The sequence below is a fragment of the Lactobacillus sp. JM1 genome (genome assembly GCF_009834385.1).
Taxonomy (GTDB): domain Bacteria; phylum Bacillota; class Bacilli; order Lactobacillales; family Lactobacillaceae; genus Lactobacillus; species Lactobacillus paragasseri.
In genome coordinates this window covers 98,593-119,904 of sequence record NZ_CP044412.1, presented here as the reverse complement: position 1 = coordinate 119,904, position 21,312 = coordinate 98,593, and the positions used below count along the sequence as shown (strand labels likewise).

Annotated in this window: 24 protein-coding genes and 1 riboswitch; of the genes, 10 read left to right on the top strand and 14 right to left on the bottom strand. The window is 34.1% G+C overall.

Going from position 1 to position 21,312, the window contains the following annotated elements:
• Positions 1–60 precede the first annotated feature (60 nt).
• The 7 genes from F3I00_RS00615 to F3I00_RS00585 all read right to left on the bottom strand — a co-directional run bounded on the left by F3I00_RS00615 (position 61) and on the right by F3I00_RS00585 (position 5,218).
• Positions 61–357 (bottom strand): hypothetical protein, encoded by a 297-nt coding sequence (locus tag F3I00_RS00615; protein WP_003649637.1) that lies wholly within the window; start codon positions 355–357, stop codon positions 61–63.
• A 149-nt stretch (positions 358–506) separates the two neighbouring features.
• Complete coding sequence (locus tag F3I00_RS00610) at positions 507–1,691, bottom strand: CPBP family intramembrane glutamic endopeptidase (protein WP_020806648.1); 1,185 nt, start codon at positions 1,689–1,691, stop codon at positions 507–509.
• Between the two features lie 100 nt (positions 1,692–1,791).
• Positions 1,792–2,025 (bottom strand): hypothetical protein, encoded by a 234-nt coding sequence (locus F3I00_RS00605; protein ID WP_020806649.1) that lies wholly within the window; start codon positions 2,023–2,025, stop codon positions 1,792–1,794.
• A gap of 151 nt (positions 2,026–2,176) precedes the next feature.
• Complete coding sequence (locus tag F3I00_RS00600; protein WP_020806650.1) at positions 2,177–3,166, bottom strand: ribose-phosphate pyrophosphokinase; 990 nt, start codon at positions 3,164–3,166, stop codon at positions 2,177–2,179.
• 83 nt (positions 3,167–3,249) lie between these two features.
• Positions 3,250–3,612, bottom strand: coding sequence for a hypothetical protein (locus tag F3I00_RS00595; RefSeq protein WP_020806651.1), 363 nt, complete (start codon positions 3,610–3,612; stop codon positions 3,250–3,252).
• Between the two features lie 88 nt (positions 3,613–3,700).
• The gene (locus F3I00_RS00590) at positions 3,701–4,363 is read right to left on the bottom strand and encodes an alpha/beta fold hydrolase (protein ID WP_020806652.1); all 663 of its coding nucleotides are present in this window, start codon (positions 4,361–4,363) and stop codon (positions 3,701–3,703) included.
• 24 nt (positions 4,364–4,387) lie between these two features.
• On the bottom strand, positions 4,388–5,218 hold the full coding sequence (locus tag F3I00_RS00585) for a glycosyltransferase family 2 protein (protein WP_003649646.1): 831 nt from the start codon (positions 5,216–5,218) through the stop codon (positions 4,388–4,390).
• A 127-nt stretch (positions 5,219–5,345) separates the two neighbouring features.
• Here F3I00_RS00585 and F3I00_RS00580 point away from each other — a divergent pair, with 127 nt between their 5' ends.
• On the top strand, positions 5,346–6,314 hold the full coding sequence (locus tag F3I00_RS00580; protein ID WP_020806653.1) for a DUF1002 domain-containing protein: 969 nt from the start codon (positions 5,346–5,348) through the stop codon (positions 6,312–6,314).
• A 158-nt stretch (positions 6,315–6,472) separates the two neighbouring features.
• Here the strand turns inward: F3I00_RS00580 and F3I00_RS00575 are convergent, their stop codons facing one another.
• Positions 6,473–7,228: a viroplasmin family protein gene (locus F3I00_RS00575; protein WP_020806654.1), complete on the bottom strand. Its 756-nt coding sequence runs from the start codon at positions 7,226–7,228 to the stop codon at positions 6,473–6,475.
• 83 nt (positions 7,229–7,311) lie between these two features.
• On the opposite strand from F3I00_RS00575, the gene F3I00_RS00570 reads away from it, so the two are divergent.
• From F3I00_RS00570 to cls, 3 genes are read left to right on the top strand one after another with little or no spacing between them, the layout of a single operon-like run.
• Positions 7,312–8,238 (top strand): alpha/beta hydrolase, encoded by a 927-nt coding sequence (locus tag F3I00_RS00570; RefSeq protein ID WP_020806655.1) that lies wholly within the window; start codon positions 7,312–7,314, stop codon positions 8,236–8,238.
• A 23-nt stretch (positions 8,239–8,261) separates the two neighbouring features.
• Positions 8,262–8,969, top strand: coding sequence for a zinc metallopeptidase (locus tag F3I00_RS00565; RefSeq protein ID WP_020806656.1), 708 nt, complete (start codon positions 8,262–8,264; stop codon positions 8,967–8,969).
• A 17-nt stretch (positions 8,970–8,986) separates the two neighbouring features.
• Complete coding sequence (gene cls, locus F3I00_RS00560; RefSeq protein WP_024273002.1) at positions 8,987–10,444, top strand: cardiolipin synthase; 1,458 nt, start codon at positions 8,987–8,989, stop codon at positions 10,442–10,444.
• An 84-nt stretch (positions 10,445–10,528) separates the two neighbouring features.
• Here cls and F3I00_RS00555 read toward each other — a convergent pair whose 3' ends face one another.
• Entirely contained in the window at positions 10,529–11,005 is a 477-nt protein-coding gene (locus F3I00_RS00555) for a hypothetical protein (protein WP_020806657.1), read from the bottom strand.
• Positions 11,006–11,128: 123 nt separating this feature from the next.
• Here F3I00_RS00555 and F3I00_RS00550 point away from each other — a divergent pair, with 123 nt between their 5' ends.
• The 3 genes from F3I00_RS00550 to F3I00_RS00540 all read left to right on the top strand — a co-directional run bounded on the left by F3I00_RS00550 (position 11,129) and on the right by F3I00_RS00540 (position 13,257).
• Entirely contained in the window at positions 11,129–11,842 is a 714-nt protein-coding gene (locus tag F3I00_RS00550; protein WP_020806658.1) for an NAD-dependent protein deacylase, read from the top strand.
• A 115-nt stretch (positions 11,843–11,957) separates the two neighbouring features.
• On the top strand, positions 11,958–12,488 hold the full coding sequence (locus tag F3I00_RS00545) for a methylated-DNA--[protein]-cysteine S-methyltransferase (protein ID WP_003649654.1): 531 nt from the start codon (positions 11,958–11,960) through the stop codon (positions 12,486–12,488).
• Complete coding sequence (locus F3I00_RS00540; RefSeq protein ID WP_020806659.1) at positions 12,475–13,257, top strand: TerC family protein; 783 nt, start codon at positions 12,475–12,477, stop codon at positions 13,255–13,257. Before F3I00_RS00545 ends, F3I00_RS00540 begins: the two co-directional genes overlap by 14 nt.
• On the opposite strand, the gene F3I00_RS00535 is transcribed toward F3I00_RS00540, so the two are convergent.
• Positions 13,254–13,616: a DUF488 domain-containing protein gene (locus F3I00_RS00535; RefSeq protein WP_020806660.1), complete on the bottom strand. Its 363-nt coding sequence runs from the start codon at positions 13,614–13,616 to the stop codon at positions 13,254–13,256. The genes F3I00_RS00540 and F3I00_RS00535 overlap by 4 nt on opposite strands.
• Positions 13,617–13,690: 74 nt before the next feature.
• Between F3I00_RS00535 and F3I00_RS00530 the strand changes: the two genes are divergently transcribed.
• From F3I00_RS00530 to F3I00_RS00520, 3 genes are all read left to right on the top strand, one after another.
• Positions 13,691–14,317 (top strand): DNA-3-methyladenine glycosylase, encoded by a 627-nt coding sequence (locus F3I00_RS00530; protein WP_020806661.1) that lies wholly within the window; start codon positions 13,691–13,693, stop codon positions 14,315–14,317.
• A 47-nt stretch (positions 14,318–14,364) separates the two neighbouring features.
• Positions 14,365–14,539, top strand: a riboswitch (Lysine riboswitch).
• Between the two features lie 114 nt (positions 14,540–14,653).
• On the top strand, positions 14,654–16,267 hold the full coding sequence (locus tag F3I00_RS00525; RefSeq protein WP_003657151.1) for an ABC transporter substrate-binding protein/permease: 1,614 nt from the start codon (positions 14,654–14,656) through the stop codon (positions 16,265–16,267).
• A complete protein-coding gene (locus tag F3I00_RS00520) occupies positions 16,257–17,015 on the top strand; it encodes an amino acid ABC transporter ATP-binding protein (protein ID WP_003649659.1) in 759 nt (252 codons plus the stop codon). Before F3I00_RS00525 ends, F3I00_RS00520 begins: the two co-directional genes overlap by 11 nt.
• Positions 17,016–17,058: 43 nt before the next feature.
• Here F3I00_RS00520 and F3I00_RS00515 read toward each other — a convergent pair whose 3' ends face one another.
• From F3I00_RS00515 to F3I00_RS00500, 4 genes are all read right to left on the bottom strand, one after another.
• Entirely contained in the window at positions 17,059–17,988 is a 930-nt protein-coding gene (locus F3I00_RS00515; protein WP_020806662.1) for an HNH endonuclease, read from the bottom strand.
• A gap of 1 nt (position 17,989) precedes the next feature.
• Complete coding sequence (locus F3I00_RS00510) at positions 17,990–18,634, bottom strand: YfbR-like 5'-deoxynucleotidase (protein WP_003649661.1); 645 nt, start codon at positions 18,632–18,634, stop codon at positions 17,990–17,992.
• Between the two features lie 114 nt (positions 18,635–18,748).
• Positions 18,749–19,867, bottom strand: a complete 1,119-nt coding sequence (locus F3I00_RS00505; protein WP_020806663.1) for a glycosyl hydrolase family 8 — start codon at positions 19,865–19,867, stop codon at positions 18,749–18,751.
• Between the two features lie 9 nt (positions 19,868–19,876).
• Positions 19,877–21,184 (bottom strand): glycosyltransferase, encoded by a 1,308-nt coding sequence (locus tag F3I00_RS00500; RefSeq protein WP_020806664.1) that lies wholly within the window; start codon positions 21,182–21,184, stop codon positions 19,877–19,879.
• Positions 21,185–21,312: the final 128 nt, after the last annotated feature.

The following is a 21,312-nucleotide window of genomic DNA, read 5'->3' as shown; positions in this document are numbered from 1 at the left end:
TATGATTTAATAGGATTTTTATATTTATTAAATATGTTTTTCTCAGACAATTTAAATATCCTAATGTACACCACCTTTACCATAAAGTTGACGTGGATCACGATATGTCCCTCCTGGCGTGTCCCACAGATAAGTAGTTCCACCTTTATCAGGATTTAAGAAGTAATTTCTGCGTCCGTTAGGAAAAAGTTTCGATTCTAAAACACTATTTACATTCACTGGTGCATTTCTTTTCACAGCAAAAGATACAGTATCAGTACCTACTTCTGCTGCAGATGCCTTATGTGAGGTCAAACTTAATGCACTTAATCCTAAGGACACTACTCCAATAGTTGTTATAACTTTTTTCGTCTTCATTTTTCCTCCTTCCTTTTAATTAAAAATAATTTATTTTTAATAATAATACTAAGCACTTAATTCAAATTCAAGTATTTTCTAAAGCAAAAAAGCTAGAAACAGCTTATTAAACTAGCTCTAGCCTTTTATATAATATTAAAAATTTAATGTTATATATTTTTATTTTTTGTAAGAATTGTAGCAGTATGTTTAACAGTTTGCTTATTAAAAAGAAACAAAATTGCTGCCAAAATTAACCAACTACTTAAATCGATAAACGTCTGAGTAAAGGGATCTAAAAGAGTTTCACCAATCATTCCAATAGAAGTAATCGACAGCGCTACAATATCAGCAAATGTATGAATTAACATTGTTAGCCATAACTTTCCACTGTATAAAAATAAAACTGCTAAAAAGCAACCAATACCAAAGGCATTAACGACTTGATGTACAACTTGATCTGGCTTCATTTGATATGGAGGAGCAGAAAACACGTTCAATATATGTGATAAAGCAAAAATAAAACTACTTCCTAAGATTGACCATTCAACACGTAATTTTCTACTTTTAAAAATAATTAATAAAAGCAGTAAGTTTATATAACGTTCACTTTCTTCCGCAATACCGGCTCTAGCAGAAAAAAATAGTAATTCCCATACATTCTTTACTTTTTTTGAATCTAGTGGGTTAATTAACGAAAAATTCCAATTCCAGAAAACTTCACTCCAATTAATTGCCATAAAATTAAAAGCTGAAAAAAGAATAATCCATATACTTAAAGAAGCAGTTAATATTAACATAATTATGTTTTTCTTATTAGAAAAATTAAAAGGTAAATTAAAATAAAATCTATATCCCCAACTCTTAATTACGCAGTACATGTAAACAAAAACCACTAATCCATTAGTTATAGCTGAATTATTAAAACCATACAGAAAAGTATCATGTTCTATATTTTTAAGTACAACTACATTTGTCGCAAGAACACTTACTGTAAGCCAGCTCGACGCTAAAAGTCGAAAAATTGGAGTTTTTATTTTCGCATATGATTCTTTTGTAACTGGAACAATTAAAGTTAATGCTCCAATAAAATATAAGAAATAAATAATAGTAATGAAATGTGGCAGTAATTTAATCAGCAGATTAATTAAAAAAGTAAATTGATCCACAAAAATTATTGGAAAAAAAATAATACTAAGTAATTTAAAAGCTTTCGCATTTTTACTTAATAGTAGAGTTAAAACCAATATTATTAAATATCCCCAAAAATAAACATCATTGTATTTAAATAGAAGTACAACAGCTAAAATAATATTTAAGTAAAATTGTATTTTTAACACTTTTTTATCTGTCATTATTCACCTATTTTCAGCCAAAAAATAAAGTAAGAGGTGGCTTTTAATCTTTCTCATTTATTTCTAAAAATATATGAATTTTACTTTTTAACAATCATAGTTAATGCCAATACCCATATTGTGGATTAGGACCTCGACTATATCCTCCACCACTCCCAATATATCCTTGTTCAGGTCCTAAAATAGTATTTTGCCAACTTCCTGATACTGATTTTGATTCTAATACTCTATTTGTACTTACTTTTGCTGCAGATACCTTATGCGAAGTCAAACTTAGAATACTTAATCCTAATGCTACCGCACCAACAGTTGCTACAAGTTTCTTTGATTTCATCTTTTTTAATTAAAAAAATTAAATTTTTAATAAATATTATTAAAATTTAGATAAAAAGTCAAGTGCTTTTTATTTTTTAAAGCAAAAAAGGCTAGAAGATAGATTACAAACCTAATTTCTAGCCTTTAAAAATATTAAAATCTAATGTGGATTATCCTTGAATTCTGTTTTGTTCATCAAAGATTTGGTGGATTGATTTATCGTTGTAAATGTAATCAATACCCTTAGCAAGTAAACGTGCAACAGATAAATGAACCATTCTATCTGGATATTTCTTGTGCTTGATAGTATCAGTTACAACAATTTGTTCAACTGGTAATTCGTTTAAGACATCAATTGCATTTTGAGAAAGCAAAGCATGAGTTGCTGCAACATAAACTTTCTTAGCTCCAGCAGCTAAAACTGACTTAGTTGAAGAAGCAATTCTAGAACCAGTATCAATTAAGTCGTCAACGATAATAACAGTCTTATCCTTAACGTCCCCGATCATATCATGAGCTTCTGCATCGTAGCGTGCACCACGTTGATCAACAATTGCAATCGGTGCGTCAAAGTATGAGCCAAAAGTACGTGCAAGTTTTGCACCAGAGTGATCTGGAGAAACAACTACTACATCATCATCATCCTTACTTGCAATACCGTTATCTAAGAAGTATTGAGCTAAGATTGGCATAGCGTGTAAGTGATCAACTGGAATATTGTAGAAACCTTGAATTTGAGATGCATGTAAGTCAACTGCAATCAAGTCATCAATATCAGTCAATTGAAGCAAGTTAGCTAATAATTTAGCGGTGATTGGCTCACGTGAACGATTCTTAGTATCTTGACGTGAATATGCCATATAAGGAATTACTACGTTAACAGAGTGAGCAGATGCACGGTGTAAAGCATCCAATACAATCATCAATTCCATAAAGTTTTCATTTACTGGATCTTGAATAGATTGAATTACGTAGACATCACAGCCTCTAACACTTTCCGTAATGTTAACTTGAATTTCTCCATCACTAAAGTGTTGAACAGCAGTCTCTAACAATGGTTTATCCAAAGCTGCCGCAATTCTCTCTGCTAAAGCTTGGTTTCCACCAAGACCGATTAATTTCATTGGGTGCAACATTTCGTGCAATTCTTCTTTATTCATCAATTTGCCCTTCCTTGTAAAATTAACAGCTAGTTTTATTATAACTAAAAATTCCTGTTTTGCTCTACTTTTCTAGCTATAGATTATAACTGATTATTTTCTGCTGCCTTGATTTGATCTAAGCGACCAACGACATAATTATAAAAATCCTCTGCATCTTTGGGATTTGTATTTTCAAAAGCTCTCAAAACAATTGCCAGCTCATCTTTTCCCATTTGGTGTAAACTAGCCGTTTGATAAATCATGGGATTATCACCTTTAGGAACCAATTTTAGAAAACCATTAATTAAGATGTGCGCTTTTTTATATACAACAGCTTGTAAACTGTGAATATCTAGTATTACTTCTCGTTTACCTGGAAATAACGGCGCAGTATGCTTAATTGTAATTTTGTCATCATTTATAGACATCTCGCCATTCATCCCTTGAACCACTATTTTTGTCATTATTCTAACCTTCTGCTATTTATTAAATTCCATTTATATATTAATTCTATCGAATTTTTAGATCAAAAAGAAAAAGAGCGCTACTTTTTTAGCTCTCTTTACAAAAATCTTTAATTAAATCTAGTAACTTTAAACTATGAACAACATAACTATAATGCGTCTGACGAGGCATTAAAACTAAACGACAATTAGGAAGCAATTGACTATACCAGCGAACATGTTCAACCTTAACCCAATCCTTTTCACCTACTACGCATAAAGTAGGCGTCTTAATCCGTTTTAACGTTTCAACCGGAATATGACTCTCTCTTAAAGCCACTCTGCTGTCACGATCTCCCTTAAAAAAGCCTCGAATAGTATTAGCCGCAATGTGCTTTGCATTCACGCCGTTTCCGTTAACGTAAGTACCAGCAACAATTATTTTAGAAACCAGTTCTGGTGCTTGGGCGGCCAAAGAAAGAGCAACTAAACCTCCAGACCCAAAGCCTAAGATATAAGGCTTTTCAAGTTTAAGCGCGCTAATAAAAGCCCGTAAATCTTCAACTTCAGTTTGATAATGCTCGCTTGCTTCTCCTTCACTTAAACCGCGGCCTCGCATATCAGGAACCACAACTGTGTAATATAAAGAAAGCGGCGCAACTAATTTATCGAAGATTCCACCATCTTGGTGGTGCCCATGTAACAAAATTAAAGGATGCCCTTTACCTAATTTCTGATAGTAAATTTCAACTCCATTAACTTTTACTTTCATACCAATTCCTTTAGCTATAAATTCTTATAAATCTTGATGATCCAAATCACTTAAAGATGCTTTTTTTGCGATCTTTTTATTCTCTTTTTGAGCTTCACGCTCTGCCATCAAGCTTTTAATAATTTGGTGCCATACACGATAATTAGCTCGGAAATTATCTGGTATTTTCTTAGGATTAAGATCATGCACCATACTATCCGCACGTTGCCAATAATGATAGTAAGGTGTTGAACTATAGTAAAAACCATTAGTCAATGATACGTACTTAACGTTGAAGATTTGATCTTCCATAAAGGCTAAATCTTCAACAAAACGCAAATGATACTTCTTAATGACACTAATTTTATATCCCTTATTCCAGGTATATCCTTTTACAGGTGACCCAAAGACATTAGTCATCTTCAAATAAGCTTCTCTCTTGTCGATCAAGCCCCCGCTTTGCTTACTTCCTACTGGATGACTTTCATGTCTTTTTTCTGAATCAATCCAAAAACCACAAGAAACAATATCTACATCTGGATGCTCATCAAATGCTCTTACAAAATAAGCAGTATAGCCAGGATCAACCCAGTCATCCCCATCATGAAAAGTAAAATATGGGGTAGTTACATGAGCCATTCCAACGTTTCTAGCATCAGAAAGGCCACCATTCTTTTTATTAATAATGTCAAAATAAAGAAACCGATCACGATACTTCTCAGCTACTTCGCGAGTTTTATCTTTTGATCCGTCATTAACAATTAATAATTTAAAATTTTTATCTTTTTGTTTTGCTAAAGCTTCTAATGCCCGGCCCAAATATTTTTCCATATTGTAGACAGGCATAATTACCGTTAACATTGGCTGGCGTAACACAGCGTCTGCCTCCTTTTGCTTATGATTATAGCATCTTAATACTTATTTACATAATTCAGTTAGCTATTTAGGTTATAATATAGCCATCACATTGAGTATATTTTATTCATAAGGAGAAAATTTTATTATGAAAAAAATACTAACTGCGCTTGTAGCTATCTTAACAAGTGGAATTTTAGGGTTAACTGCTATTAGTAATACTAAAACAGTTAAGGCAAATGAAAATGACACTCCTGTTATAACCTTAGGTACATCCCTTACCTCTTCTCAAAAGCAGGGAACAATTAACACTCTGACGCAGTCCTTAAATGGTAGTAATTATACCACCATCACTATTACTGGCGCAGATCTTGTAAAATATCTTAATCCTTCAGGCTATGACTTCACTAATAATTCGGGCGTTTGGTCTAGTGCCATGATCCAAAAAACTAGCTCTGGTAGCGGGATTAATGTTCATATTTTACCTTATAATGGCCATAATAACATTACAACTATTACTGCTAACCAATACAAAAATGCTGCTTTAACCGCTGGTATTTCTGACGCGGACATTTACGTCACTTCTGCTACACCAATTGACGGATCAGGTGCCCTAGCCGGCGTTTATGCCGCATATGCTAAAAATGGCAATTCTTTAAATCAAAATCAAATTAATGCAGCACAAACTGAAATGAATACCTTAAGTAAGATTACTAGCCAAAACAAGGGAAAAGATGGCTATTCTGACGCCCAATTAAACAATGCCATAGCTGGTGCAAAAAAAGAAATGGCTAAACAGGGGCAAAATATTTCTGATAGCCAAATCAGGGATATTGTTAATAACCAAATTAACATTAACCACCTCGGTGATACTATTACCAATAATCAAAAAGAACAAATTATTAATGTCTTAATTAAGATTAAAAATTCTGGTGCATTAAAAGACAAAAACTTCCAACAACAAGCTGGTCAACTAGCAGACCAAATTCAATCTGGTGCTAAGAATATCTTTTCAAAATTTAATACTCCTGAAACTCGTAACTGGTTTCAAAAATTAATTGATTCAATCGTTAGCTGGTTTAGAAGTACCTTTGGCGGTGTCATTATCTTAAACTAAAACGTTAAAAAAAGACGGCTTAAAATAGCCGTCTCCGTCGTCAAAAACTAGTACCTGCGTGCGTTCTAGTCTTTCAGTTATTATTATAGCAACTACTAAAAAAAGTGCATTAAAAAAGTCTGCAAATTGCAGACTTTTTTTGTTTACTAAGCAGATTATTACTTCATTTTATCCATATAACGATTTAATTCATGGTCCACAAAAACGTTGCCTTCATTATCAGCGTGTCCCTTGGTCCAGCTAAAAGTACTATCCGGAAAATGACCTAGTAAACTATCTAGCCTTTTCCATTCGGTAGCATTAATTAAAGGGCCATTTGATCGCTTCCAGCCACGTTTCTTCCATCCCTCAATCCAGTGTTTATTAATTCCATTTAAAACATATTGTGAATCTAAAACAAATAAAAGATGTTTGTCATTAAATTTCAACTCAAGCAATTTTTCTAAAGCATTAATTAGACCCAATAATTCCATCTTATTATTCGTAGCGCCGAATTCTCCGCCAGATCCATAAGTACGGCCATCTTGCCATTCAATTAAATAAGCCCAAGCTGCTCTATCAGTCTTATTAACGTGCCCACCTTTATGTACCCCAGTATTTCGTGATCCACCATCTGTATAAATTGTTGCAAAATAGTCTGCTGAATTATTAGAACTAGTCTTTTTTACTTTTTGCTTCTTAGACTGGTGTGTGATGTTAGCAGCTTGGATTTTCTTAATCGCATTGCTTAAAGAATCTTCTTTAACAATATCTGGTTGTGTTTCTTTATTCCAGTCTAAATACTCAGTCGCATCAGTTATCTTTTCAAAAGACTTATACTCCGCACCGGAAAAGCCATCAACTTGTTTTTTAGCATCTTCCCATGTTCGGTAAACACCAGGTGTACGACCTTTTTTTACTGCATAGTATTTCATAAATATTCCTTTCCTATCTGCTCTAGCTGATAAAATGTTAGAATAATTTTAACGCTAAAACTAATACAAAGGGAGGATGTAGCATGTTTTTTATTCAAAAAAGATATAGCGAAGAAGTTGAAAAGAATAATAAACATAAAAATAAAGAACCTAGTATTGCAAGAATGACTTTTTTAGGTTTAATGGCTACTTTTACTCCTACTCGCTGGCTGCTCAGAATGCACAAACGCAAAGTTGAAGATAGTTCAACAACAGAAGCAGCAACTTCTACAATTACGCAAACGCCAATTTTTTACGTACATGGTTTTCGCGGAGGCGATTATACAACTAACAAAATGGTTCATGCTGCTTGCAAGGCAAAAGGCACAGATAAATTTCTTAAAGCTACAATTGATCCCTTTGGTAATTTTATTTTGGAAGGAACTTGGACAGCTGATCCACAACCCATCGTTCAATTAGTTTTTAAAGACCGAATTGCTGGCGTTTATGCAAGTTCCTATTACTTACGCACCGCTTTGTCTTACTTAAGTAAGAGATACCATTTCAAAAAATATAGTGCGGTCGCCCATTCTTTAGGTGCCCCTTCAGTAGTAAAGGTTGAAATGAAAACAAGCTTGAGAAAGAATTTTCCCCACCTAGATCATTGTGCTTTAATTGCTGGTCCTTTTGATGGAGTAATGTATTTAGGTGATTTACCCAATGTTAATCGTCTTAATGAAAAAGGACGTCCTATTTTGATGAGTATTTCCTACTTAGGAATGCTATTCAATCAGCGTCGCTTTAATCCTAATATTTCTGTTTTAAATATTTATGGAAATATCTTAGATGAAACTAATACGGATAGGTTTATTTCTGTTGTTTCTGCTAAATCAATTCGCTATATCCTCGCTCCTGGTGCCCACACCTTCCAAGAAGTCGAAGTTCGCGGGGACGCAGCTGAGCATAGTGTTCTACATGATAATCCTTTTGTAATTAATATTATCAATAAGTTTTTGAAGTTAACTGATTAGTTTTATAAAGAAAGAAAATCGTTATGTACTATATGCCATTTTTCTATGACCCATATTTTTGGATGATTATTTTAGGCGTAGCAATTTCCGGCTGGGCCTCAATGAATGTTAATTCGACTTTTAACCGTTACGATCAGGTTCAAAATCAAGGTAATTACACTGGTAAAGTAGCAGCTCGTTATATTCTAGACCAAGCTGGTTTATATGAAGTAGAAATTCGTGAGGTTGCTGGAAACTTAACCGATAATTACAATCCTACTAATAAAGTTCTCAGCCTTTCGCAGTCTGTTTATAATTCTTCTTCTATTGCCGCAGTTGGAGTAGCAGCACATGAAGTCGGACATGCTTTACAAGATGCTAGCAACTATGCACCAATGCGTATGCGTTCTGCCTTAGTGCCAATTGTTTCTCTTGGTTCTAACTTATCAATGCCATTAATTCTTCTGGGACTAGTCTTAGGAATGAATCAAACTTTGATTAGAATTGGCATTTGGTGTTTTGCACTAGTTCTTCTTTTTCAGGTAGTAACTTTACCAGTCGAATTTAATGCTTCACACCGTGCACTAAGAATGCTAAATAATGGCGCTATTTTATCTCCACAAGAGATGCCGATGGCACGTAAAGTATTATTTGCGGCAGCTTTAACTTATGTCGCAGCAGTTTTAACAAGCATGCTACAATTATTTAGACTTCTTCTTATTTTTGGAGGACATAACAACGATAACAACTGAGTTAACAGGGAGGGATAATTATTTTTTCAAATGAATTTTGGACACTTCTTTGGGCAGTTAATACACTTTTAGCCTTTTACGTAGTGTTTCATAGAAAAAGATCGGTCGCTACCTCTTGGGCCTGGCTAATTATTTTACTTATTTTTCCTGTACTCGGCTTTATTCTTTACGGTTTTATTGGGCGTGGATTATCGCAAGAAAACCTTTTTGCAATTAATAATCAAAAACACATCGGTTTAAATAAAGTAAATAAGATGATTCCGCGTATCCCTAAGGATACTGGACCAACAGATACTTCTAAAGAAGCAAAAATTTTAATTGACTATTTCAACTTTAAATATGACTCCCCGCTTTCTAAAAACAATAAAATTAGTTTTTATACTGACGGAGAAGAAAAATTCAAAGCTCTTTTTAATGATATCAATCAGGCTAAAGAAACAATCAATGTTGAATATTATTCCTTCATGAATGATGATTTAGGAAACAAGTTTCTTAATTTATTAATCAAAAAAGCTCGTGAAGGCGTGAAAATAAGATTGATTTATGATCCATGGGGATCGCCAGGTGCTTCAAAAGCTTGGTTTAAGCCTTTAACTGATCTAGGGGGAGAAGTGGCAGCTTTTATCACGTCTCAGAATATGATCAAAAAATATCGGATGAATTATCACCTTCACCGTAAGATTGTTGTTGTTGATGGCCGAATATCTTGGACGGGTGGTTTCAACGTTGGCGACCAATATGTAAGTAAAAGCAAAAAGTTCGGTTACTGGCGCGACACACATCTTAGAATTGTAGGATCAGCCTCACTACTGCTCCAAGAACGTTTTGTAATGGACTGGAATGCTTCAGTTACTAATAAGAATGAGACAATTTCATTCAATGAAAAACTTTTTCCCAAGATTGAAGAAAATAAGCTAACTGAAGATGATGTTGCAACGCAAATCGTGTCAGATGGACCTGATACCTCTACCCCTTATTTACGTAATGGGATGATTAGAATGATGATGATGGCAAGAAAAACGCTCTGGATTCAAACGCCTTACCTAGTTCCAGACGATCCAATGATCGCGACCTGGGTTATTGCTGCCCGTTCAGGAGTTGACGTCAGAATCATGATTCCTTCAATGCCCGATCACCCCTTCATTTACCGCGCTACTCAGTGGTATGCAAACTACTTATTACATGAGGGAATAAAAATTTATGTCTATAACAATGGCTTTATTCATGCTAAGACTGTCATGGTTGATGAACGATTTTCAGCAGTTGGTTCTATGAATCAAGACTTTCGCTCATATAGTCTGAATTTTGAAACCGATGCCGTTTTCTACGATAAAAATATTACCCGGGAATTAAATCAGATTTTTGAAAAGGATCTTACTAACTGTACTGAATTAACTTTAGACATCACCAATAATTGGTCCCGTTATCTTCGCTTTAAACAGGCCTTTTCTAGATTACTTTCTCCAATTTTATAAAAAACAAAAAAGGATAAGCACTCTTTCGCTTCTTCGTGTAGTGATCAGAGTACTTATCCTTTTTTTATATTCGTATTTTTACATTTACATCATTGACTGCACTTCAATACCAACATTTGAACCTAAATATTTTCTGATGTTAGCAATTACATCACTAATTTGCTGTGAAAAGCGTAGATAATACGCTTGCCGATTATTAGTCTGAAATATCGCCATTACAGTAGGCTTTTTAGGATTAGGAACTGCAATTAAAGTAACATGTGCAATGTCGCTATACTTAACTGTTCGTTTAAAATATCCACTTACAACTAATCTCTTTTTAGCTAATCCACTAACGCCATCAATAATGCTCATTAACAAGAATGTCGCAATAAACACATTCATGAGTAAAGTTGGATCAGTAAAGTAATCTAAATAAAATCCAATTAATAGAAAAATCAAGGCCCAAATAACCGATGAACTTCTAAAGCGAGCCTTATAATCAATGTTTGCTTGCCAATACCAACTATAAAAAATATAGCCAATTAGCAAAATATCAAAAGCAATATACAAAAGTGACATATCTTTCCTTCTAAAATTATTTATTAACGTTAAAATTCTTACTTCAATTATAACAAATACCACTTTTTCTCTCAGCATTCTATAATTGACTTAGTTGAAAATTAAAAGTATAGGAGGTTTCATATGGATTTAGACAATCAAATTGCTGCTCTGCAAGCAGATCTCAACAATGCTCACCATGTCACATACTTAACTGGTGCCGGAGTTTCTACGCCCTCTCATATTCCTGACTACAGATCAAAAAATGGCATTTATAATGGCATATCTGAAAGCCCGGAACAAATTTTAAGCGAGGACACCCTCTTTCACGAACCAGCTAAGTTCCATCACTTTGTAATGGAGAATATGTATTTTCCTAATGCTCAACCAAATATTATTCACCAAAAAATTGCAGCTAGCTGTAGTAAAAATGGCACTTTAATTACCCAAAATGTTGATGGCTTGGACAAAAAAGCTGGCAACAAACATGTCATTGAATTTCATGGCAATCTTTATAATATTTTTTGTACTAAGTGTCATGAAAAAATTTCATACGAAGAATATAAAGAATCATACCTACACGCAAAAGACCACGGAATAATTCGTCCTGGCATTGTTTTATACGGTGAACCAATTAATGAAATGGTTTTAACTGAATCAATCAAAGCAATTCAAAATAGTGACTTAGTTATTATTGCTGGAACTAGTTTTGTTGTCTATCCTTTCGCTCAACTTCTTGCCTATCGACAAGCTGCTGCTAAAGTATGGGTTATCAATAATACTCCTGTACCAGCTCCTAAAGAAGTTTTAACAATTATTGAAAATGCTGAAAAAGTATTTGACAAATTATATATATAACCGATATTATCTTAACTAACATTTTATTTAATTTATCCATAGCTCTTTCTGTTATTTTTTGTTGTACAATATAAGATGGAGTTAATATATTAATTAAAAGAAAGGTTAGGATTAAATGCCACTTGCCCAAGCAAAAGTTTTTTATTACGATTTTGTTGAAATTAAGCCATGGACCTATGAATTAGTCATCAGTAACTTGGGATTAGCATTCGTTGGTTCCAAGAATAGTAATATTGAATCTTCTATTTTAGGATTTTATCCTAACCACATTCTTGTTCAAGATTCAAAGAAATTAGCTCCTTATGTTCAACAATTAAAAGAATATTTTGCAGGCACGCGTCGCTCTTTTACCGTTCCTATCGACTATTCAAGCTTTGGTACTCCATTTCAAAATCAAGTTGTTAAAATGATTGAAAATATTCCTTACGGAACAACCATTTCATACAATGATTTAGCCTCTGCTATTAATGGCTCAACTTCAGTTCGAACAGTTGCACATGCGGTAGCCCTAAATCCATCCCTAATTTTTATTCCAAGTCATCGCGTAATTTTAGCGTCAGACAAGGTGGGAAGTTATAGAATGGGAGAAAAGGAAAAGCAACGCTTAATAAAACTTGAAGAAGGCTATTTGAATGCAATTGATTAAACTTTATCAGCCTTTTTTTGACGCTAATAACTGGGCCCATGTCCTAACTAGCGGACAAGATTGGATGATGATTCTGACTCTAATTCTAATGGAGTGTTTGCTATCAGTTGATAATGCGGTAGTTTTAGCCGCACAAACGCAAGTTTTACCAACTAAAGATGAGCAAAGGAAATCATTGGTCTATGGACTTTGGGGTGCTTATCTATTCCGTTTTATTGTAATTGGGATCGGTACTTACCTAATTAATTTCTGGGAAATCAAACTCTTAGGTGGTTTATATTTACTTTATTTAGTTTATAAGTATTTTTATGATGTTCGCCATCCTGCACAAGTTGCTAAGAAAGAAGCGGCAAAAAAAGAAGCCCACAAGAAAAAGAACTCCAAAACAAGAAAGCACCATCTTTCATTATTTTGGAGAACTGTTATTTCAATTGAGTCAATGGATATCGTCTTCTCAATTGATTCTGTTTTAGCAGCTTTAGCAATTTCAAATAATCCAGTTGTCGTCTTAGTTGGCGGAATGATTGGTATTTTATGCATGCGAGGAGTTGCAGAAGTTATTATTAAATTAATGGAAATTATTCCTGAACTTCAAACAATGGCCTATGTTTTAATTACAATTATTGCAGTTAAACTACTTGTTTCATTGCCACCGTTAAACTTTAAATTGCCCGATGCAATCTTTGCCTGCATTGTTTTTGGTACAGTTATTTTAACAATTATTTTTCATTACGTTCGACAAAACTTACATGGCAAAAAAATGCCTTAACCTAATTGACTATCAATAAAATCTTTAAGCACAACTGCCTGGTTGTGCTTTTTATTTTTAGCACCATATAAGAAAATAACATCTTCTTGAGCTAACTTTTCTTTCACATTCTTAATAAAATTCGGGGTTACTGGATTAGCTTTCAGTTGCGCTATATACTTAGTCTTGAATTCAGGAAACTTATCGTCTTCATGATTAAACCATTTTCTTAATTCATTAGTTGGTCCAATTTCCTTATCCCATTCATCTAAATGAGCCTTTACCTTGCTCATTCCCCTTGGCCACAAACGATCTACTAAGATTCTATAACCTGCGGGTTGCTCATGATCATAAATTCTAACAACTTTTATCTCATTCACCTTTTAGTTCCTCCTTACAATTTATATTTACTTTCAAATACGAGTGTACAACATTTTTAGAAAGAAGTAGCAATATGAACTATGAAGATTTTTTTACTAATCGGTCTACTAGTGAAATTAGCAAAGATCTGTTAGGTAGAACTCTATCTTTCAATAATGGAAACGAAATTTTATCAGGCACAATAGTTGAAGCAGAAGCCTATGTTGGTGTAAAAGATCGTGCTGCTCATTCTTATGGTGGTAGACGCAGTCAAGCAAATGAAGGCTTATATCGTCCCGGTGGCAGTTTATATATCTATTCTCAGCGGCAATATTTTTTCTTTGATGTTGCCTGCCAAGCAGCAGTCGAACCACAAGGAGTTTTAATTAGGGCCATTGACCCACTAACTGGAATTGATACCATGATTAAAAACCGTAATGGCAAAACTGGTCCACTTTTAACTAATGGTCCTGGAAAGATGATGCAGGCTTTAGGAATTACTAGTAGAAAATGGGATTTAGCTCGGTTAGAAGATTCTCCCTTCGATATTGACATTAATCATAAACGTAAAATTGAAGAAATTACTGCTCTTCCAAGAGTCGGGATCAATCAGTCAGATCCTAAATGGGCCAAGAAAAAACTAAGATTTATAGTTGCTGGTAATCCCTATGTTTCAGATATTAAGAAAAAAGATGTTAAACAAAATCACGGATTTATTTGACAAAAGATTAAAAATCGTTTAATCTTTTCATCAGTTAAATAAATCCCCAATGCAATAGAGGTTGCGATAACCACAAAATCTACTTGAGTACGCGAATACATTGACAGTAGTTTTTTAGGATTATCGCCGAAACAAGCTTACTTTCGCGAATTAAGCTTGTTGGGATGTGAGAGCATATCTTACATACTGTCCTGGTAGTCCCCAGGGAGCGCTATATGATTTGGTTTAATTACTGATGATTTTCAAACCTCGTTGTTTTTGGTAAACAGCGAGGCTTTTTATTTACGCTTTTATTGTATTGGCTTTATTTGAAATAATTTTTGGAGGTATTTCAAAGTGAAGTCAAAAATAAGATGGTTTAGTGCTTTATTAGCCCTAATTTTAAGTTTGGTTATCGGTTTTAGTTCTAATTCTACCCAAACCGAAGCGGCTAAAAAGGAAGCACCCCTAAAAATAGGTATGGAAGCTAATTATCCACCATACAATTGGACTCAAACTACAGATGCAAATGGCGCAGTTCCAATTGATGGATCTAAGCAATATGCAAATGGATATGATGTACAAATCGCAAAAATTATCGGTAAAAAGCTTCATCGTAAAGTTGTCGTTGAAAAAACCGAATGGGATGGTTTATTGCCAGCTTTAACTTCTGGCAAAATCGACCTAATTATTGCTGGTATGTCTCCTACTGCTGAACGTAGAAAGGCAATCAATTTCTCTGAACCATACAGAAAGAGTACTTTCGTTGTTATTACAAGCAAGACTGGAAAATTTGCTCAAGCAAAAGGCTTAAATGACTTTAAGGGAGCAAAATTAACTGCTCAACAAGGTACGTTGCACTATGACTTAATTAAGCAATTACATGGTGCTAAACGTGAACCAGCAATGAGAAGCTTTTCTGCAATGCGTCAAAGCTTGCAATCAGGTACTATTGATGGTTATGTTGCAGAAGATATTGAATACCAAAGTTATAAGGCAGTTAACCCTAACATCGTTGCCGTTAACTTAAACAAGATGCAGGGATTCAAGGTTGCCCACGATGATTCAATTACTTCAATTGGTGTTAAGAAAGGCAACACTGAATTACTTAACCAAGTTAACAGCATTTTAAACGGTATTTCTAAGAAAAAGCGCGACCAATTAATGGCTGATGCTGTAAAAGAACAGCCTCAAGCCGGTAGCAGCAAGAAAGAAAACTGGTTCATGTCAATTATGCATCGCTATGGTTCAATGATCCTTGGCGGTGTTGGAATGACTCTTCTTTTAGCTTTAGTTGGTACTATTGTTGGTTTCTTCATCGGTTTACTTGTTGGGATTGTTAGAACTATCCCAACCCCTAAGTCTACTGGTAAAAAGTGGGGCTTAAAGATCGTTGACTGGATTTTAGCAGTTTATATTGAAGTGTTCCGTGGAACTCCTATGATGGTTCAAGCAGCCGTTATTTACTATGGAATTGCCCAATTATGGCACCTTAACTTAAACCGTACAGTAGCTGCTCTAGTAATTGTTTCAATTAATACTGGTGCTTACTTAGCCGAAGTTATTCGTGGTGGTATTAACGCTACTCCTAAAGGTCAGTTTGAAGCAGCTTCTGCTATCGGTATGACTCACTCACAACAAATGTGGCATATTATCTTACCGCAGGCAATCAGAAACTGTTTACCATCAATTACTAATGAATTTATTGTTAACATTAAGGATACTTCAGTATTAAGTATTATTTCTGTATCAGAATTGTTCTTTGTTGGTACAACTGTTGCCAGTCAAACCTTCCAATTCTTCCAAACTTACTTCATTATTTCAATGATCTACTTAATTTTGACATTCTCAATCACTAGAATTTTTAATTTCATTGAAAAGAAGCTTGAAGGTCCAAAGAACTACAACTTAATGGCTAATCAATTACAAGTAGAAGATCCAAAGGAGACTGGATTTGAACATGAACAATAATAACGAAGAAAACATTTTACAAGTACAACATTTACAAAAGAAATACGGCGATCACACAGTATTAAAAGACATTTCTTTTGATATCAATAAAGGTGAAGTAATGACCATTATTGGTCCATCTGGTGGTGGTAAATCAACCATGCTTAGATGTATTAACCTTCTTGAAGAACCAAGTAATGGTAAGATTTTATTCCATGGCAACAATATTCTAGATTCTCATTTTGATCGTAATAAATTTCGATCAAAGGTTGGTATGGTTTTCCAGCAATTTAATTTGTTTAATAATAAAAATGTGCTTCAAAACTGTATGATCGGTCAAGAAATGGTTCTCGGACGCTCTAAAGAGGAAGCCAAGAAAATTGCAATTGAAAACTTAAAGAAAGTTGGTATGGAGCCTTTCTTAACTGCAAAGCCTCAACAACTATCTGGTGGACAGCAACAACGTGTTGCTATTGCGCGGGCAATTTCGATGGATCCAGAAATCTTACTTTTCGATGAACCAACTAGTGCGCTAGATCCTGAAATGGTTGGTGAAGTACTTAATACCATCCAGTTACTAGCTAAAACTGGATTAACAATGGTCATTGTTACTCACGAAATGGGATTTGCTCGTGACGTTTCTGATCAAGTTATCTTTATGAGCGATGGAGTTATTACGGAACAAGGTACACCACAAGAGATCTTTAATAATCCTCAAGAAGAGAAGACTAAGAAGTTCTTACGTAACTTTAGAAGCAATGAACTTTAAGATAGTAAAAAAATGCATTGGATTTTTGTCCAATGCATTTTTTCTATATAATCTCACTATTTTCTTTTTCTTGTGCTAGCTTCCAGCCGGTTTCAAAATATGTCTTACGCAATTTTCTTAAGGCATCATAATCACTTTGTAAGCTATCAATCGCATCTTGAAGCTTTTTATTTTGCTTTCTCATCGCATTTAATTCAGGGTCATTAACTATTCCCTTCAAATGAACTTGTCCAGCTAAATCACGTTTTGCCTGCTGAAATTCTTCTTTTAAATTAGCAAGAGTGTCTTCGTACTTAACCAATTTTTTATTTACAACACTAAGTTGATTATTCAACTTAATAAATAATTTATAGGGCATATTAGATTTAATTCGATTACACTCGCTACATGACAAAATCAGATTATCAAAAGAATTATCATGCGATAAAGAAACTGGATCTTTGTGATCTACGCTTGTTCCGCGTCTACCACAATATTGGCAACGATAATTATATTTGTGACGAATTCTTTCACGGTCAACAAAATCTACTTCATTTAAGGAGAAGTCGACTTCAATTCCCATGTTTTTCATATTAACAGCAAAATCAACATTGCTATTAGGAATATAATCTATTTCTTTATCTTCGCTCTTAATAATTGCCTGATTAAATTTGAATCGTGGCAATTGCTGCAAAGCTACTTCATTACCATCATAGTCTTGAATAAAAGATTCATATTGGCGTCTATGATCGCTTCCTACAAGATACTGATTTAAAGCCGCCGGATTAGCCTTGCCCGTATTTTTCTTTCCTACAAAGCCATAGAGCATTACCTGGGAAATATTTTCAATTACTAAATTCTCATAATCTTCTGCATCCAGATTGCGTGTTAAGCAAATATCACAAATGCTTGTTAACTTGGGATTCATTAATCCTTCTTGCTTAAAATGAAGGCTATCAAGTCGCAACCCGCAGGATGCGCATTGTAATTTCAAACTATTCTTCCCCCATTAGTAAAATACTAAAAGCAATTCTTTGCATCTTATCTTTACCAGCAAAGTCGCCTTTAAATAAGTCTGGCAAAATTTTCTTAATAAAATATTGAACACAAGTTAAGTCATCAAACTTTTTAATCGTTTCAAGACTTTCTTTAAACATTTGCATGAAAACTGGATTGGGATTTCCTAATTCAATTTCACCATAAGCTTCATAAAGTAAATCTAACTTATCACAAATAGATAAAATTTTACCTTCTAAAGTATCATCTTTACCTTCAGATAGACGCTTAGTGTAAATTTTTTGAAATTCTTTTGGAATTTCGTCCTTAATAAATTTGGCAGTCATTGTTTCTTCAACGTCTCCAATCATCTTTCGCAATTGTGGAGTTGCATATTTAACTGGAGTCTTAATGTCACCAATAAACCGCTCAGTATAATCATGGTTAAGACTCTTTTCATATAGAGCTTTCCAATTTATCTTTTGCTTACCAACAACTTCTTCAATATCTCCCATCATTTGAGCAAGTTCAGCCGTTCTAAAACTATGATCAGCGACAGAATGATGCTGATATTTAAAATAACCTGGTGCACGATCGATTGACTCTAAACTATTAAAACCTTGAATATATGCATTTAATCCCATAAAAACTTACCCCTTCCAGAAATATAAAAATGTCTAAAATTTCTACTATCATAGCAAAACCGTTCTACTCTTGCAAATCAAAAATAGAGAAAGATTCAACAACTTAATCTTTCTCTATTTTTCTAATCCAGTCAACTCATTTGTATTTAAAGCAGCTAAAGTCGTTAAAGTAGCATCGTAATAGTTATCTTTCGGAAGGGATCTTGAAAAGATATACTTTTCTTGTTCAACCAAAGTATCATAGCCTTGATTACGATACTTATTAGCTGCTACAAAGATTGGTGCACTAAAGCTCGCTGATTGATAATAATGCAATTTTTTGCCTTTTAAGGTAAAACCAGCCGAAGTTCCTTTTTTCTTAAAAAATTTTAGCATTTTCTTTACTACTTGAGCCGCATTCTTATCATTACTTTCCGCTAATAGCATTGGGACTCGGCAAGCATTTGTACTATAGTGACCATCATCATTAGTCGCCACTTCATTAGCTTTTGCGGGTTTCACATAATTATTAGAAACCCATGCAAAATCAGGAACTAAACCAGTATCGTGTTTCTTGCTTAATTTTTGCAAATAGTTAAGCATTTTGCTTTTAATTGTTAGCCATTCCCGATCACCGGTCGCTTGGTAAAATTCTTCAAACGCTTTTGGCATTACATCTGATGTCCTCAGGACATTATAAAAGCGTGAGTCTTTATTAGCCCAATTTCCGACAGTTACCATTTTAGCTTTCTGATTAATCTCAAACCTTTTTATATCATTAATTAAGTTAACAGCTTGTGACTTGTAGCCATGTCCTGGCCAAACTCTATTAGCATGTAGCAAAGCTTGAGCAATCATTATGTCACCATCACTTGCACTCACAGGATTATCACGCCAAATATTTTTCCTATCTTTCTGTCTCCAGCTCATCAAATTTGAATTTGTTAAGCGATGAGCCAAGTAATAATTGTCTAGCTTTTGAAAATCAATCCGGCTTCCTAGATGTTTCTCTCCTGCTTTAGCAGCCAATAACATTCCATAGCCTTGCGCTTCAGATAAAGCAAACGAAGGGCCCTTTTCCCCTGCTGCATTTACGTATTGTTCATTTTGATTTTTATTTTTTATATAATCTTCACGCCACTCATGATAATATCGCTCTTCTAGCGTTCGATCATTGCTCATCCTCACATAGCCAATAATTCCTAAATAAGCAATAATAGTTCCTAAAATTAGTATTAAATTCTTTACTTTCATTTCTTATTCCTAATCTGCAAACCTCTTGGTTTTCACCCACTTAGTGCCATCTCGTTTAAACAACTTATCTCCAATTACTGAGCAGACTGCTTGAAGAGAAATAGCAATGAAGAGCTGTGAATAAGTAAAATATGACACTAAAGCTAGCCAGATCTGGTCACTAGTGGCTTGACCATATTGGGTAGCTAAAGCTAGATTTATTTGAATTACATAGAGCAAGATCATTAATAACCAGTTAATTAATAGTAGCTGCATTAAGAGAACATTAGAATTCATCGCAAAGATAATTGGAATTTCTGGATTAAAAAATCGTGCAATTATACATCCCAAATCCACAAAAAAAATAATATCTGAAAGAATAACAGCTAAATTAAACCAAAAGAAAGTACATGTTAAATAAAAAGTTTCTAATTTCACACGCCAGTTACTCTTATCAAATAAGTGCTTAAAGTTATTCATCACCACTTGATAATTACCCTTAGCCCAACGTAATCGTTGATAATAATAATCACGTAAATGTTCAGGCTCCTGCTCAAAAGCTTCTGAATTATATGCCAGAGCAATCAAGTACCCATCTTCCATAATCCGAAAAGAAATTTCGGTATCTTCAGTTAAGGCGCCGCTTTGCCAGCCACCAATCTTTTTTACATATTCTGTATTAATGATGAAATTCGTTCCTGGAATTCGCCCAATTTTAAATAAATTCCAAACGCCTACATGTTGAAGTCTTTGAGATACAATAACTTCTTGGTTAATGCATTTAGTTAAAAAATTTTGTTTTGCATTTCGTGTTTTATTTCTGCCAAAAGTTGCCATATATCGCTGGGGATTCTCTAAAACTTTTTTCACTAAAAAATAGAGAGCATTTTGTTCAGGTAATGCATCGGCATCATAAACACAAATATATTCTCCCTGCGCTATCTTTAAAGCATCATTTAAGACACCTGCTTTACCGCCTGAACCATGACGTTCAATTATTTGTACATTTCTGTATCTATATTGAGGTAAATCTGTCGCCTTACGCATTTCAGCTGCAGTTTTATCTTGACAATTGTCGGCATATAAGAGGAGCTCGATCTTTGATGCAGGATAATTCAAGTTAAGAATTCCCTTGGTGGTATTTGCAATCACCACTTCTTCATTATGTGCTGGAACAACAATCGTAATTGTGGGATAACGCTTTAATGGCGTAATTGAAATAACTTTTTTACTATGCTTAAGCCAAAAACAAGTTGCACCATAAAGCGTAACTAATGAGGCTAAAAGCGAAAACCAAATTGAAACTAAAGTTGAAACAGCTAAAAAATCATTTAACATTATGCTTTCTTCCTAAATGACGTACTGTATGCTCGGTTTGATGATAAATAGTCCAGAGGTTACGAAACATAGCAAAAAATGCCACTAAAAATGTTAAAGTAATCAAAATTACTAAGAAAAAGAACCAA

Bases quoted from the DNA above. Each gene is read 5' to 3' on its own strand.
- F3I00_RS00615 (WP_003649637.1), bottom strand. From the start codon at position 357: ATGAAGACGAAAAAAGTTATAACAACTATTGGAGTAGTGTCCTTAGGA.
- F3I00_RS00610 (WP_020806648.1), bottom strand. From the start codon at position 1,691: ATGACAGATAAAAAAGTGTTAAAAATACAATTTTACTTAAATATTATT.
- F3I00_RS00605 (WP_020806649.1), bottom strand. From the start codon at position 2,025: ATGAAATCAAAGAAACTTGTAGCAACTGTTGGTGCGGTAGCATTAGGA.
- F3I00_RS00600 (WP_020806650.1), bottom strand. From the start codon at position 3,166: ATGAATAAAGAAGAATTGCACGAAATGTTGCACCCAATGAAATTAATC.
- F3I00_RS00595 (WP_020806651.1), bottom strand. From the start codon at position 3,612: ATGACAAAAATAGTGGTTCAAGGGATGAATGGCGAGATGTCTATAAAT.
- F3I00_RS00590 (WP_020806652.1), bottom strand. From the start codon at position 4,363: ATGAAAGTAAAAGTTAATGGAGTTGAAATTTACTATCAGAAATTAGGT.
- F3I00_RS00580 (WP_020806653.1), top strand. From the start codon at position 5,346: ATGAAAAAAATACTAACTGCGCTTGTAGCTATCTTAACAAGTGGAATT.
- F3I00_RS00575 (WP_020806654.1), bottom strand. From the start codon at position 7,228: ATGAAATACTATGCAGTAAAAAAAGGTCGTACACCTGGTGTTTACCGA.
- F3I00_RS00570 (WP_020806655.1), top strand. From the start codon at position 7,312: ATGTTTTTTATTCAAAAAAGATATAGCGAAGAAGTTGAAAAGAATAAT.
- F3I00_RS00565 (WP_020806656.1), top strand. From the start codon at position 8,262: ATGTACTATATGCCATTTTTCTATGACCCATATTTTTGGATGATTATT.
- F3I00_RS00555 (WP_020806657.1), bottom strand. From the start codon at position 11,005: ATGTCACTTTTGTATATTGCTTTTGATATTTTGCTAATTGGCTATATT.
- F3I00_RS00550 (WP_020806658.1), top strand. From the start codon at position 11,129: ATGGATTTAGACAATCAAATTGCTGCTCTGCAAGCAGATCTCAACAAT.
- F3I00_RS00545 (WP_003649654.1), top strand. From the start codon at position 11,958: ATGCCACTTGCCCAAGCAAAAGTTTTTTATTACGATTTTGTTGAAATT.
- F3I00_RS00540 (WP_020806659.1), top strand. From the start codon at position 12,475: ATGCAATTGATTAAACTTTATCAGCCTTTTTTTGACGCTAATAACTGG.
- F3I00_RS00530 (WP_020806661.1), top strand. From the start codon at position 13,691: ATGAACTATGAAGATTTTTTTACTAATCGGTCTACTAGTGAAATTAGC.
- F3I00_RS00520 (WP_003649659.1), top strand. From the start codon at position 16,257: ATGAACAATAATAACGAAGAAAACATTTTACAAGTACAACATTTACAA.
- F3I00_RS00510 (WP_003649661.1), bottom strand. From the start codon at position 18,634: ATGGGATTAAATGCATATATTCAAGGTTTTAATAGTTTAGAGTCAATC.
- F3I00_RS00505 (WP_020806663.1), bottom strand. From the start codon at position 19,867: ATGAAAGTAAAGAATTTAATACTAATTTTAGGAACTATTATTGCTTAT.
- F3I00_RS00500 (WP_020806664.1), bottom strand. From the start codon at position 21,184: ATGTTAAATGATTTTTTAGCTGTTTCAACTTTAGTTTCAATTTGGTTT.